General features: G+C 66.9%; 12 protein-coding genes. 8 read left to right on the top strand and 4 right to left on the bottom strand.

Annotation, left to right across the window (positions count from 1 at the left end):
• Positions 1-177 precede the first annotated feature (177 nt).
• The 3 genes from I6J77_RS16420 to putA form a co-directional block, all read right to left on the bottom strand.
• A complete protein-coding gene (locus tag I6J77_RS16420) occupies positions 178-1,263 on the bottom strand; it encodes an AraC family transcriptional regulator (RefSeq protein WP_204109862.1) in 1,086 nt (361 codons plus the stop codon).
• 201 nt (positions 1,264-1,464) lie between these two features.
• The gene (locus I6J77_RS16415; RefSeq protein WP_204109861.1) at positions 1,465-1,656 is read right to left on the bottom strand and encodes a hypothetical protein; all 192 of its coding nucleotides are present in this window, start codon (positions 1,654-1,656) and stop codon (positions 1,465-1,467) included.
• A gap of 170 nt (positions 1,657-1,826) precedes the next feature.
• On the bottom strand, positions 1,827-5,015 hold the full coding sequence (gene putA, locus I6J77_RS16410) for a bifunctional proline dehydrogenase/L-glutamate gamma-semialdehyde dehydrogenase PutA (protein ID WP_204109860.1): 3,189 nt from the start codon (positions 5,013-5,015) through the stop codon (positions 1,827-1,829).
• Between the two features lie 260 nt (positions 5,016-5,275).
• On the opposite strand from putA, the gene I6J77_RS16405 reads away from it, so the two are divergent.
• The 5 genes from I6J77_RS16405 (at position 5,276) to I6J77_RS16385 (ending at position 9,537) form a co-directional block, all read left to right on the top strand.
• A complete protein-coding gene (locus tag I6J77_RS16405) occupies positions 5,276-5,740 on the top strand; it encodes a DUF2244 domain-containing protein (RefSeq protein ID WP_204111522.1) in 465 nt (154 codons plus the stop codon).
• A complete protein-coding gene (gene coxB / locus I6J77_RS16400) occupies positions 5,737-6,648 on the top strand; it encodes a cytochrome c oxidase subunit II (RefSeq protein ID WP_204109859.1) in 912 nt (303 codons plus the stop codon). Before I6J77_RS16405 ends, coxB begins: the two co-directional genes overlap by 4 nt.
• Positions 6,649-6,719: 71 nt before the next feature.
• Positions 6,720-8,336, top strand: coding sequence for a cytochrome c oxidase subunit I (ctaD, locus tag I6J77_RS16395; RefSeq protein WP_056715410.1), 1,617 nt, complete (start codon positions 6,720-6,722; stop codon positions 8,334-8,336).
• A gap of 55 nt (positions 8,337-8,391) precedes the next feature.
• Positions 8,392-8,535 carry a hypothetical protein gene (locus I6J77_RS16390; protein WP_204109858.1) on the top strand — a complete coding sequence of 48 codons (144 nt, stop codon included), beginning with the start codon at positions 8,392-8,394 and terminating at the stop codon, positions 8,533-8,535.
• A gap of 114 nt (positions 8,536-8,649) precedes the next feature.
• Positions 8,650-9,537, top strand: coding sequence for a cytochrome c oxidase subunit 3 (locus I6J77_RS16385; RefSeq protein ID WP_056715413.1), 888 nt, complete (start codon positions 8,650-8,652; stop codon positions 9,535-9,537).
• A gap of 113 nt (positions 9,538-9,650) precedes the next feature.
• Here I6J77_RS16385 and I6J77_RS16380 read toward each other — a convergent pair whose 3' ends face one another.
• The gene (locus I6J77_RS16380; RefSeq protein WP_007806734.1) at positions 9,651-9,866 is read right to left on the bottom strand and encodes a twin transmembrane helix small protein; all 216 of its coding nucleotides are present in this window, start codon (positions 9,864-9,866) and stop codon (positions 9,651-9,653) included.
• 59 nt (positions 9,867-9,925) lie between these two features.
• On the opposite strand from I6J77_RS16380, the gene I6J77_RS16375 reads away from it, so the two are divergent.
• The 3 genes from I6J77_RS16375 to I6J77_RS16365 are packed head-to-tail and all read left to right on the top strand — an operon-like array spanning position 9,926 to position 12,434.
• Positions 9,926-10,690, top strand: coding sequence for an SURF1 family protein (locus I6J77_RS16375; protein WP_204109857.1), 765 nt, complete (start codon positions 9,926-9,928; stop codon positions 10,688-10,690).
• Entirely contained in the window at positions 10,687-11,259 is a 573-nt protein-coding gene (locus tag I6J77_RS16370; RefSeq protein ID WP_204109856.1) for a hypothetical protein, read from the top strand. The genes I6J77_RS16375 and I6J77_RS16370 overlap by 4 nt, the downstream gene beginning before the upstream one ends.
• Positions 11,259-12,434: a heme A synthase gene (locus I6J77_RS16365; RefSeq protein ID WP_204109855.1), complete on the top strand. Its 1,176-nt coding sequence runs from the start codon at positions 11,259-11,261 to the stop codon at positions 12,432-12,434. Before I6J77_RS16370 ends, I6J77_RS16365 begins: the two co-directional genes overlap by 1 nt.

Genomic DNA, 12,434 nt, shown 5'->3' with positions numbered 1-12,434 from the left:
GACCCCACTCTCCCTCAATCCGCGCCAAAGGGGGAGGGCAGAACGGCCAGGGTACGGGGGGCAAACCGGTCAGCGTGGTGGGGGCGATGGGGGGTGAGGAGTGGGTGGATGGGAAGCTGGAGCGCGGTGCCCCAGGCTCTTCTCTCGCTTTCCTTCCCCGCACTCACTCCTGTTTCATCAGGTCGCGTTGCGGCGGGCGTCCTGTGGCGGCATGCCGGTCCAGCGCTTGAAGGCGCGGCGGAATTCGCGCGGGTCGTTGAAGCCGACCTCGCTGCCGATCTGGGCCACGCTCAGGGTGCCGGCCTGCAACAGCTGCAGCGCCCGCTCGGCCCGCACGCGGTCGTGGATCTCGCGGAAGATGCGGCCACTCTCGGCGAGCTTGCGCCGCAGCGAGCGCTCGCTGAGGTTGAGCGTGCGCGCCACGTCGTTGAGCTTCGGCTGCTGTGCCAGCTGGCTGCGCAGCAGGCGTTCCACTGCGGCGACGATTTCCTGGTGCGGCTCGCCGCCGTCCGGCGTGCGCTGCTGCGCGCACAGGGCCAGCGCCTGCTGCGCGGTCAGCGGGTTGTAGCCGGGCAGCGTCCGCGCCAGCCATTGGGTGTCGATCAGCAACTGGTTGCGCGGCGCGCCGAAACGCACCTCGCAGCCGAACAGCGCTTCGTACCTGGCGGCATAGGCGGGCCGGGGATAGGCGAAGTCCGCCCGCACCGGGCACAACTCGGCGCCGACCAGTTCGCGGGCGATCATCAGGCAGCTGGCGAACAGTTCCTCGCAGAAGAACGGCATCAGTTCGGTGTCGCCGAAGCGTGGCCAGGCCAGCAGCGCGACCTCGCGCTCGCTGACCGGCTCGACGGCGACCTCCAGCAGGCAGCCGCAGATCTTGTGATGGGCGATGCCGGCGAACATCGCCTCGCCCAGCGTGCGCGAGGTCATCATCGCCAGGCCAAGCAGGCCGAAGCCGCCGATGGTGCCTTCGCGCCCGATGCGCAGGCCGGCATCGGGAACATCCAGGGCCTGCAGCGCGCGACGCACGAAGGTGTTGGCCTGGCGATAGGACACGCGCAAGGCGGGGTCGGCGATCTGTTCCCGGCTCAGCGCCAGGCCGGCAAACCAGGGCCGGCTGTCGACCCCGGCGGCATCGGCCAACTGCACCAGGTAGAGCAACTTGTTGGGCGGAAATTCCGCGGCGGTATAGCGCGGATCGTCGCTAGCGATGGCGGGGCTGGCGACGGGTGATGGGCCGATCATGCCGGCGGGACGTGCCATGTTGCGAGTGCTCCAGAAAAGCCTGCCGGCACCGGGCCGGCGACGAAAGGGTCTCTATAACATGGGCCGGCGCCCCGCCGTTTGCGCGCCGCACAACATCGGTGTTGCTGACGATTCGCAGGTCATCGAAGCGACGGCATGGCACGACGCGATCAAGGCGACGCGGTATCGCATCGCTACCCGCTCCGCACCCGCCAGGCCTCAGTGCCAGCGGTCACCGTCGCGATCCCGGTCGCGGTCGTGGTGGCGGTCGTTGTCATGGCGGCGGTCATGGTCGCGGTGATGTCCGACGTAGCCGTGATCGCGTGGCGGTACCACGATGCAGCCATTGAGCGACAAGCTGCCCACCAGCACGCTGGCGGCGATGAGGGCGGTGGTCATGAATCGACGCATGGCGGCTTCCTCGTGGTGGTGGACGCAAGAAGTAGCACGCCGGTGAGCGCGCCGCCGTCCACGGGAGCCGTCGGTGACGGCTCCCGTTCATCCGCTGGGCGCTTGTCGTTCAGCTGGATGAAGCCCCGCTGAGGATGCGCCGGATCTCCGGGTGGATTCCGGCGCGGGACTTACTCGCCGATCGTCAGCAGCGAGGCGTTGCCGCCGGCCGCGGTGGTGTTGACGGTAAGCGTGCGCTCGCCGGCGAAACGCAGCAGGTAGTGCGGGCCGCCGGCCTTGGGGCCGGTGCCGGACAGGCACTCGCCGCCGAACGGCTGCACGCCGACCACCGCGCCGATCTGGTTGCGGTTGACGTAGCAGTTGCCGACGCGGGCGTGGCTGGCGATGTAGTCGACGGTGTCGTTGATGCGGCTGTGGATGCCCAGGGTGAGGCCGTAGCCGGTGGCGTTGATCTGGTCCACGATCTGCTTCAGCTCGCTGCCCTTCCAGCGGATCACGTGCAGCACCGGGCCGAACACTTCGCGGGTCAACGTGGCGAGCGAGGGGATTTCGTAGGCCCGCGGCGCGAAGAAGGTGCCGTTGGCGGTGAGCGCGGGGTCCAGCGCGACCTCGCCGATCTTCTTCGCTTCCTTGTCCATGCGCGCGGCGTGGTCGACCAGGATCTGCTTCGCGTCCTCGTCGATCACCGGGCCGACGTCGGTGGACAGCAGGCCCGGATCGCCGACCTTCAGCTCGGCCATCGCGCCGGTGAGCATGGCGGTGACCTTGTCGGCGATGTCTTCCTGCACGAACAGCACGCGCGCGGCCGAGCAGCGCTGGCCGGCGGACTGGAACGCCGAGGCGATCACGTCCTTGACGATCTGCTCGGGCAGGGCGGAGGAGTCGGCGATCATCGCGTTCTGCCCGCCGGTCTCGGCGATCAGCGCGGCGATCGGTGCGTTGCGAGCGGCGAGCGCGCGATTGATCGCCCACGCGGTGTCGGTGGAGCCGGTGAAGGCGACACCGGCCACGCGCGGGTCCCTGGTGAGCGCGGCGCCCACGGTGGCGCCGTCGCCCGGCAGGTACTGCAGCACGTCGACCGGCACGCCGGCTTCGTGCAGCAGCTTCACCGCGGCATGGCCGATCAGCGAGGTCTGCTCGGCAGGCTTGGCGATCACGCTGTTGCCGGCGGCCAGCGCGGCGCTGACCTGGCCAAGGAAGATCGCCAGCGGGAAGTTCCACGGGCTGATGCAGACGAACACGCCGCGACCGTTGAGGAACAATTGATTGCTCTCGCCGGTGGGGCCGGGCAGCTGTTCGGGCTGGCCGAACAGGCGGCGCGCCATGGCCGCGTAGTAGCGCAGGAAGTCGGCCGCCTCGCGGATCTCGGCGATCGCGTCGGGCAGGCTCTTGCCGGCCTCGCGCACGCACAGCGCGATGAACTCGCCGCGGCGCGCTTCGAGCTGGTCGGCGGCGTGTTCGAGGATCGCGGCGCGGCTGGCCGCGGGCAGGCGATCCCAGCCGAACTGGGCGGCGACCGCGTTGCCCAGCGCCTTGTCGACGGTGGCGCTGTCGGCGCCGGTATAGCTGCCCACCACCTGGCGGCGATCGGCCGGGTTGGTCACCTGCACGGTCGGGCCGTTCGCGCTCGCGCCCGGCACCAGCGGCGCCGCGGTCCACGGGCCGGTGTGTGCGTTGACCGCGTCGGCCATCGCCTTCAGTTCGTTGTCGTTGGAGAAGTTGACGCCCATGGAATTCTTCCGGGTGATCGAATTGGAATGCTGCGCAGGCGCGGTGTTGTCGCCGTAGAGATTCACCGGCAGCGGGATGCGCGGATGCGGAATGGAACTGAAGCTGCGCACCGTCTCGCAGGGATCGGCGACCAGCTCGCGCACCGGCACGCTTTCATCGACGACGCGATTGACGAAGCTGGTGTTGGCGCCGTTCTCCAGCAGGCGACGCACCAGGTATGGCAGCAGGTCTTCGTGCGTGCCCACCGGCGCATACACGCGGCAGGGCACGTTCAGATTCTGCGGGCCGATCACCTCGGCGTACAGGTCGGTGCCCATGCCGTGCAGGCGCTGGAACTCGAACGGACGGCCGTGCGCCAGGTGATGGACGGCGGCGATCGAGTGCGCGTTGTGGGTGGCGAACTGCGGATAGATCAGCTCGCTGCCGGCATCGAACAGCTTGCGGGCGCAGGCCAGGTAGGAGACGTCGGTGTTCGGCTTGCGCGTGTACACCGGATAGCCGGCCAGGCCGTTTTCCTGGGCGCGCTTGATCTCCGCATCCCAGTAGGCGCCCTTGACCAGGCGCACGTACCAGCGGCGGTTGGCGGCGCGCGCGGTCTCGACCAGCCAGTCGATCACGAACGGCGTGCGCTTGGCGTACGCCTGCACCACGATGCCCAGGCCGTTCCAGCCTTCGAGCGACGGATGGGCGAAGACGTCGCCGATGATGTCCAGCGACAGCTCCAGCCGCTCCGCTTCCTCGGCGTCGACCGACAGCGCGATGCCATGCTTCATCGCCAGCTGCGACAGTTCCAGCAGTTTTTCGGTGAGCTGGCGGCGCGCCAGCTCGCGCTTGGCCACTTCATAGCGCGGATGCAGCGCGGACAGCTTCACCGAGATCGACGGCGCGTCGGTGTGGTTGGCGAACGGGCCGCGCGCGCCGATCGCGGCGATCGCGCGGCGGTAGTCTTCCTGGTAGCGCTCGGCGGTGGCGCTGGTCAGCGCGGACTCGCCCAGCATGTCGTAGGAATAGCGGTAGACCGCGTATTCCTTCTTCGCGCAGCGGTCGAGCGCCTCGTCGATGCTGCGGCCCATCACGAACTGGTGGCCCATGATGCGCATGGCCTGGCGCACGGCAAGGCGGATCGCCGGTTCGCCCGCACGACCGACCAGCCGCTTCAGCGCGCCGGTGAAGTCGTGGCGGGTGTCCTCGGCGAGGTTGACCAGGTGGCCGGTCAGCATCAGGCCCCAGGTCGAGGCGTTGACGAACAGCGATTCGCTCTGGCCCAGGTGCTTTTTCCAGTCCGCGTCGCCCAGCTTGTCGCGGATCAGCTTGTCGGCGGTGGCCTTGTCCGGAATGCGCAGCAGGGCTTCGGCCACGCACATCAGCAGCACGCCTTCCTCGGAGGAAAGATCGTACTGGCGCATGAAGGATTCGACCGCGCTCTGGTCGCTGGCGCGCGACCGCACGCGGGTGACCAGGCCGGCGGCCACGTCGATCACCTGTTCGCGTTCGGCCGGCGGCAGGCTGGCCTGGACCAGCAGGTCGTTGACCGCTTCGGTCTCGTCGCGCAGCCAGGCCGCAGTAATGCGCGCGCGCGCGGGCGTGCAGTCGAGGGGAAGTTCGGGGCTGAGAATGGCTTGGGTCACGGGAAGCTTGCCAGAATCCGCTCGGGGCGGAGGGAAGCGCGGGATTGTACGCCGCAGCTCGCCATTTCGGGCGGCTGCGGCCGCTTTCCGCAGGGGAAGCGAGCATGTCCGCAAGCCCTGCCCCGAGACGTGATCCAGGTCAACAGGGTGCGACATTCTTGCCCGTTGCGCCGCCGCGGCCTATCATTCCCGCGTTCCAGGCACGCCGGGTCCCCATGATCGTGCTTCGACCAGCTACCGCCGGCTTGCCCTGCGTGACGATGTGGCTCAAGCCCAATCGCACGCTCAGCCGGCGCGGTCTGCGTCGACTGATCATGGTTCTGGCAGCGCTGGTGCTGATGACGGCTGGACTGGGATCGTGGCAGGGGAATGTGTTCGCTCCGCTGTTTGCCCTGGTTGAATCCGCCGCCGTGGCCTTCGCCCTGAGCGTGGCATGGCGGGCCGGTGACCGTAGTGAGCGCATCACTCTCGACGCCGTGTCGCTGGAGGTGCAATCGCTGCCAGGCCGGCGCCGCATGCGTTTCCAGTCGTACTGGGTACGCGTGTTGCTGGAGCCCGCCAACGGGCGCCAGCGGCTGCTGCTGTCATCGCATGGGCGCGAGCTGGAGATCGGCGCATTCCTGGCGGATCAGGAGCGCGTCGAGCTGTCGAAGAAACTCATGGTGTTGCTGGCCGAATTCAATGGACAGCCACGCAAGCAGGTTCAACAAAGGTGCAAGACATGACATCTGGCGGCATCAGGCGATCATTCACGGCAGCGGCGGCTCTCGCCCTTGCCTCGTTCGGCAGCGTGGCCCTGGCCGCCCCCGGTCCGTGGCAACTGAACATGGAGCGTGGTTCAAGCACCTGGTCGCAGGTGCCATACCATCTCAACAACGTCTCGCTGGCCGTGTGCACGGTGATCGGCGTGCTGGTGTTCGGTGCGATGTTCGTGGCGATGTTCCGTTTCCGCAAATCGCGGGGCGCGGTCGCCGAGAAGTGGTCGCACAACACCATGGTGGAAGTCATCTGGACCACCATCCCGGTGCTGATCCTGATCACCCTGGCCTACCTGGCCACCGGCGGGCTCACCAGCTGGGCCGACACCACCGGCTCGCAGATGACCGTCAAGGTCACCGGCTACCAGTGGAAGTGGCGCTACGACTATGTCGATTACATGGGCAAGTCGATCGACAAGGTCGGCTTCATGTCCAAGCTGGATACGCAGAGCGACCAGACCCGCCAGCTCGGTTCGGGCATGGACCCGTTCGCGGTCAAGGTCGGCGACGAAAGCACCTATCTGCTCAATGTCGACAAGCCGCTGGTGGTGCCGGTCGACACCAAGATCCGCTTCGTGATCACCAGCGGCGACGTGATCCACTCCTGGTGGGTGCCGGCGACCGGCTGGAAGATCGACGCCATCCCCGGAATCATCAATGCCGCGTGGGCGAACTTCACCACGCCGGGCACCTATCGCGGCCAGTGCGCCGAGCTGTGCGGCCAGGATCACGGCTTCATGCCGATCGTGGTGGTGGTGAAGTCCAAGGCGGATTTCGCCAAGTGGCTGGCCGAGCAGGAGACGCAGTCCGCTGCGCCCGCCGCCACGCCGCAAACCGCACAGGTCGCCATCCCGGCCGGTGGCAAGCAGGGTTGACCCGCGGGTCAGCCTTGTCGGCACGACTTCATTTTCGCAGTTGCATTCCACTTTCAGGTTAGAGGTACGTCATGTCCCACGCAGCCACCCATGATCACCATGATGATCACCACGGCGCGCCGAAGAATTTCTTCCAGCGCTGGGTCATGTCCACCAACCACAAGGACATCGGCACGCTGTACCTGGTCTTCGCGCTGACGATGTTCTTCATCGGCGGCAGCTTCGCGATGGGTATCCGTGCCGAGCTGTTCAAGCCCGGCATGCAGCTGATGCAGCCGTACTTCTTCAACGAGCTCACCACCATGCACGCGCTGGTGATGATCTTCGGCGCGATCATGCCGGCCTTCGTCGGCCTCGGTAACTGGATGATCCCGCTGATGGTCGGCGCGCCGGACATGGCGTTGCCGCGCATGAACAACCTGTCGTTCTGGATCCTGCCGTTCGCCTTCATCCTGATGCTGTCCACCCTGTTCATGCCCGGTGGTGGCCCGGCCGGTGGCTGGACCATGTATCCGCCGCTGGCGCTGCAGAGCGACTCGCTGGCCTACGTGGTGTTCGCGGTCCACCTGATGGGCATCAGCTCGATCATGGGCGCGATCAACATCATCGCCACCATCCTCAACATGCGCGCGCCGGGCATGGATCTGCTGAAGATGCCGGTGTTCGTGTGGAGCTGGCTGATCACCGCGTTCCTGCTGATCGCCGTGATGCCGGTGCTGGCCGGTGCGGTGACGATGCTGCTCACCGACAAGTATTTCGGCACCAACTTCTTCAACCCGGGCGGCGGCGGCGACCCCGTCCTGTACCAGCACATCTTCTGGTTCTTCGGCCATCCCGAGGTCTACATCATGATCCTGCCCGCGTTCGGGATCATCTCGGAAGTGGTGCCGACCTTCGCGCGCAAGCCGATCTTCGGCTACAAGGCGATGGTGTTCGCGATCGCCTGCATCGCCTTCCTGTCGTTCATCGTGTGGGCGCACCACATGTTCGCGGTCGGCCTGCCGCTGGGTGCCGAAATCTTCTTCATGTACGCCACCATGCTGATCTCGGTGCCGACCGGCGTGAAGGTGTTCAACTGGGTCGCCACCATGTGGGGCGGGTCGATGACGTTCGAGACGCCGATGCTGTTCTCGCTGGCGTTCATCATCCTGTTCACCATCGGCGGCTTCTCCGGCCTGATGCTGGCGCTGGTCCCGGCCGACTTCCAGTACCACGACACCTACTTCGTGGTGGCGCATTTCCACTACGTGCTGGTGACCGGTGCGCTGTTCGCGATCATCTCGGCGGCCTACTACTGGATGCCGAAGTGGACCGGCAACATGTACAGCGAGTTCTGGGGCAAGGTGCACTTCTGGAACAGCGTGATCTGGGTCAACGTGCTGTTCTTCCCGCAGCACTTCCTGGGCCTGGCCGGCATGCCGCGCCGCATCCCCGACTACAACGTGGCGTTCGCCAACTTCAACATGATCAGCTCGATCGGCGGCTTCCTGTTCGGCGCCACCCAGCTGATCTTCATCGGCGTGCTGATCCACTGCGCGTTCTTCTCCAAGAAGAAGGCCACCGACCGCGTGTGGGAAGGTGCCAAGGGCCTGGAGTGGACCGTGCCGTCGCCGGCACCGCATCACACCTTCGAAGTGCCGCCGGTGATCAACGACGACGAGCTGGCGCACGGTCACGTGAACGACTGACGGTTTTCGCGACATCCTGGCCAGCGCCGGGATGTCGCACAGGAACAGGCAGCAGATGAAGCAGGAAACGATGAAGTCTCCGGTCGCCGATGGCGACGACAGCCGCCGCCGGGGCGTACGACGCACCGTGACGGTGCTGGTGGCGATCGTGGCGTTCTTCTTCCTGATTTCGTTCGTGCAGATCGTGTTGATGAAGTAATCGGTCGCGATCGCCACAAAGTTTTCACCGGTTCGCCGCGGCGGCGGCCGGCACGCAGTTCCCCGGGCGACATGACGGGGCAGAGCCATCAAGAGAAATCCACGGGGTTACACCATGGGTCAGCAGCACGACGCTTATTTCGTACCGGCCAAGAGCCAGTGGCCGATTGTGGCCGCGGTGGTCATGTTCCTCACCGTGTTCGGTGCCGCGCACTGGCTGAATGCAGCGCCCGGTGAGGCTGGCTTCGGCAAGACCGTGCTGACCGTCGGCGTGATCGGCGTGCTGGCCATGTTCTTCGGCTGGTTCCGCTCGGTGATCCGCGAATCGCTGGCCGGCAGCTACAACCACCAGGTCGACACCTCGTTCCGCATGGGCATGATGTGGTTCATCTTCTCCGAGGTGATGTTCTTCGGCGCATTCTTCGGCGCGCTGTTCTACATCCGCATGTTTTCGGTGCCGTGGCTGGGCGGCAACGGCCATGGCGTGCTGACCCACCAGTTCCTGTGGAGCGATTACGCTGCCGCGTGGGGCGCCAACGGCGGCAACGGTCCGGAACAGATCGGTGGTTCCTTCCACACCGTGCCGGCCTGGGGCCTGCCGCTGCTGAACACGCTGATCCTGCTGACCTCCAGCGTCACCGTGACGATCGCGCACCACGCGCTGCGCGCGGGTCACCGCGGCAAGATCCTGTTGTTCCTGGGCCTCACCGTCCTGCTCGGCGCGACCTTCCTGTACTTCCAGGCCCACGAGTACATGGAGGCCTACCGCGAGCTCAACCTGACCCTGCACAGCGGCGTCTATGGTTCGACCTTCTTCATGCTGACCGGCTTCCACGGCCTGCACGTGACGCTGGGCACGATCATGCTGGCGGTGATCTGGTTCCGCGTGCTGGCGGGTCATTTCAACAAGGAGCACCACTTCGGTTTCGAAGCCGTGGCTTGGTACTGGCACTTCGTCGACGTGGTCTGGCTCGGCCTGTTCATGTTCGTGTATATCTTGTAGTTGGGCGAGGTCCTTCTCGCGGAGCGACCGGCAACAAAAAACCCGCCATCGGCGGGTTTTTTGTTGCCGCTGGATCGGCCCCGGCGGGCGGGGCGGCGGCACAACCGCTACAATTACTGGCCGACGTCGTGGGGATGGATCCAGCCCATCTTCCAGCCGATGATCACCATCGCGATCAGGAGCAGGGACAGGCCGATGCGGCGGGTCAGGGCCCACACCGTGCGCCGGTCGTCATCCTGATCCTTCATCATGAAGAACAGCGCCTGGCCGAGGCTGAAGATCACCACCAGCAGCACCACGACCAGCGCAAATTTATAGACGGTTTCCACGTGATTGATCCGATCCAGTTCGACATGGCCAGTATAGCGGTCGCTGGCAGGCGCCCGGCGTGAGCGGTTTTCGCCGTCCGTCGTGGTGGGCGCTGCTGCTGACCGTGGCCGGAGCCTTGCTGTTCGTGCGTCTGGGCTTCTGGCAGCTGCATCGTGCCGACTTCAAGGAAGCCCTTCTGCGACGGTATGCCGCGGCGGCCACGGCGCCCGTGCAGGACTTCCCGCCGGCGTCGGGATCGTCGACACCGGCGGCGGAGCGCTTCGCCCGGGTGCGGGTCCGCGGCCGTTACCTGGCCGACCGCATCTACCTGCTGGACAACCCCAAGCACGACGGGCTTGGCGGGGTGGAGGTCTTCGTCCCGCTGGCGCTGCACGGCGACTCGCACCTGCTGCTGGTCGACCTGGGCTTCCTGCCCGGCAACGGCAATGGCAAGACGCCCCAGTTGCCGCCGCTTCCGGCCGGCGAGGTGACCTTGCAGGGCCTGTACGTGCCGCCGCCGCCGACCGGTTTCGAGATGGGCGGCAATGCGCTTGCGCAGCAGGCCGGCTGGCCGAAGAGCACGATCTTCCTCGACACCAGCGAAGTCGCGCGCGATCTTGGCCAGCCGCTGTATCCGCACCTGCTGGCGCTGGATGCCGACCCCGCGTCGATCTACGTGCGCGTGCACACGCTCGATTTCTCCTCGATGCCGCCGGCGCGGCATCGGGCCTATGCCTTCCAGTGGTTCACCTTTGCGCTTGCCGCGGTGGTGATCCTGCTGGTCGTGCATCGCAAGCGCAAACCGCGCAAATCCGATTCCAGCAGGGTTGATGACGTCCGATGAAAGCTGCCGATCCCGCCGCCGTGCGCAAAAGCCGAATCTTCCTGGTGCTGGTCGCGCTGGTTTTCGCCGCACCGATGATCGCCGCCGCCCTGCTCGGCTGGGCGGGCTGGATGCCCGGCACCAAGGGCAACGGCGAGGCGATCCTGCCGCAGCGCAATTTCGTGGCCGAGCAGTTGCGCGTGCAACTCGCTGACGGCAAGACCTATGCGTGGCGCGACAGCTCGCCGCGCTTCACCCTGGTTGCGCTGGCCGGCCCGGACTGTGCGGCGCAATGCTTCGAGACGCTGACCGGAATCGCCAAGGCGCGGGTCATGCTCAACCGCAATCAGTCGCGCCTGCGCCTGCTCTACATCGGCGCGCCACCGGCGGATGCGAACCAGCGCACCGCGATGCAGGCGTACTGGACCTTCGGCAGCGATGTCGAAGGCAAGCTGGCCGCGTATGTACCGTCCACGCCGGACAGCATCAGTGCGGTGCTGGTCGAGTCCAACGGCACCGCGCTGTCGTTGTATCCGGCAGGTTTCGATGAGCCCGGCCTGCTGCGCGACATGCTCAAGGTGATCAAGTGATGTCCCAGCGTACGGTGAAGGCATTGCGCTGGCTGGCCCTGTTCGCCACCGTGTTCGCGTTCGGGCTGGTGATGTTCGGCGCGTTCGTGCGGCTGTCCAACGCCGGCCTGTCCTGCCCGGACTGGCCGACCTGCTACGGCCAGGTGACCTGGCCGCAGCACGCGCAGGCGGTGGCCCACGCCGACGCCAGCTTCCCCGATCGTCCGTACGAGGCGCACAAGGCCTGGCGCGAGCAGGTGCACCGCTTCCTCGCCGGCACCCTGGGCGTGATGGTGCTGTTGCTGGCCCTGTTGGCGAGTTGGCGCCGTCGCGCGGCGCTGCTGGCGGTCATCGCCGGCGCGCTGTTCGCGGCGCTCGGGGTGGGCCTGTACATGCGCGGCGAACACCTGTGGTCATCGCTGCTGGCCGCCTGCGCGATCGCGCTGCCGCTGATCGCCGCGGCCCGGCTGCCGCGTCCGGGCGCATGGAGGATCTGCGTGCTGGCCCTGGCGGTGATCATCTTCCAGGCCATGCTCGGCATGTGGACGGTGACCTTGCTGCTGAAGCCGGTGGTGGTGATGGGCCACCTGCTCGGCGGCATGGCCACGTTCGCCTTGCTGGCCTGGGCCGCGTTGCGCTTTGCCGGCGTGGCCGCGGCGGACGACCGGCATGCCGGCCTGCGCCGCTGGGTGGCGCTCGGCGTGGTGCTGCTGTTCTGCCAGATCGCGCTGGGCGGCTGGACCTCGGCGAACTACGCCGCGCTGGCCTGCGGCTACGGTCCCGGCTCGTTCCCGCAATGCCTCGGCCAGTGGGCGCCGCCGACCGATTTCCACGAAGGCTTCGTGCTGTGGCGTGGCATCGGCGTGAACTACGAGGGCGGCGTGCTGGACATGGCCGCGCGCAGCGCGATCCAGATCGCCCACCGGATCGGCGCGCTGGTGGTGTTCTGCTACCTCGGCGTGCTGGCGGTTGGCGCGGCGCGGCGCGGCCTGCGCCTGGCCGGCCTGGCGATCGCGCTGGCGCTGGCGGTCCAGGTCATGCTGGGCATCAGCAACGTCTACCTGGGCCTGCCGCTGCCGGTGGCGACCGCACACAATGGTGGCGCAGCCCTGCTGCTGTTCACCCTGCTGGCCACGCTGGCGCGTACGCAGCGGCGGCATGACGAATCGATGTTCCTGTCGTTGGGGCGACACTGA

The organism is Rhodanobacter sp. FDAARGOS 1247 (assembly GCF_016889805.1).
GTDB lineage: Bacteria > Pseudomonadota > Gammaproteobacteria > Xanthomonadales > Rhodanobacteraceae > Rhodanobacter.
This window is presented reverse-complemented; position numbering and strand designations above follow the sequence as displayed.

Excerpts from the sequence above, each read along its gene's own strand:
- I6J77_RS16420 (WP_204109862.1), bottom strand. The coding sequence starts at position 1,263 with ATGGCACGTCCCGCCGGCATGATCGGCCCATCACCCGTCGCCAGCCCC.
- I6J77_RS16415 (WP_204109861.1), bottom strand. The coding sequence starts at position 1,656 with ATGCGTCGATTCATGACCACCGCCCTCATCGCCGCCAGCGTGCTGGTG.
- I6J77_RS16405 (WP_204111522.1), top strand. The coding sequence starts at position 5,276 with ATGTGGCTCAAGCCCAATCGCACGCTCAGCCGGCGCGGTCTGCGTCGA.
- coxB (WP_204109859.1), top strand. The coding sequence starts at position 5,737 with ATGACATCTGGCGGCATCAGGCGATCATTCACGGCAGCGGCGGCTCTC.
- ctaD (WP_056715410.1), top strand. The coding sequence starts at position 6,720 with ATGTCCCACGCAGCCACCCATGATCACCATGATGATCACCACGGCGCG.
- I6J77_RS16390 (WP_204109858.1), top strand. The coding sequence starts at position 8,392 with ATGAAGCAGGAAACGATGAAGTCTCCGGTCGCCGATGGCGACGACAGC.
- I6J77_RS16385 (WP_056715413.1), top strand. The coding sequence starts at position 8,650 with ATGGGTCAGCAGCACGACGCTTATTTCGTACCGGCCAAGAGCCAGTGG.
- I6J77_RS16370 (WP_204109856.1), top strand. The coding sequence starts at position 10,687 with ATGAAAGCTGCCGATCCCGCCGCCGTGCGCAAAAGCCGAATCTTCCTG.
- I6J77_RS16365 (WP_204109855.1), top strand. The coding sequence starts at position 11,259 with ATGTCCCAGCGTACGGTGAAGGCATTGCGCTGGCTGGCCCTGTTCGCC.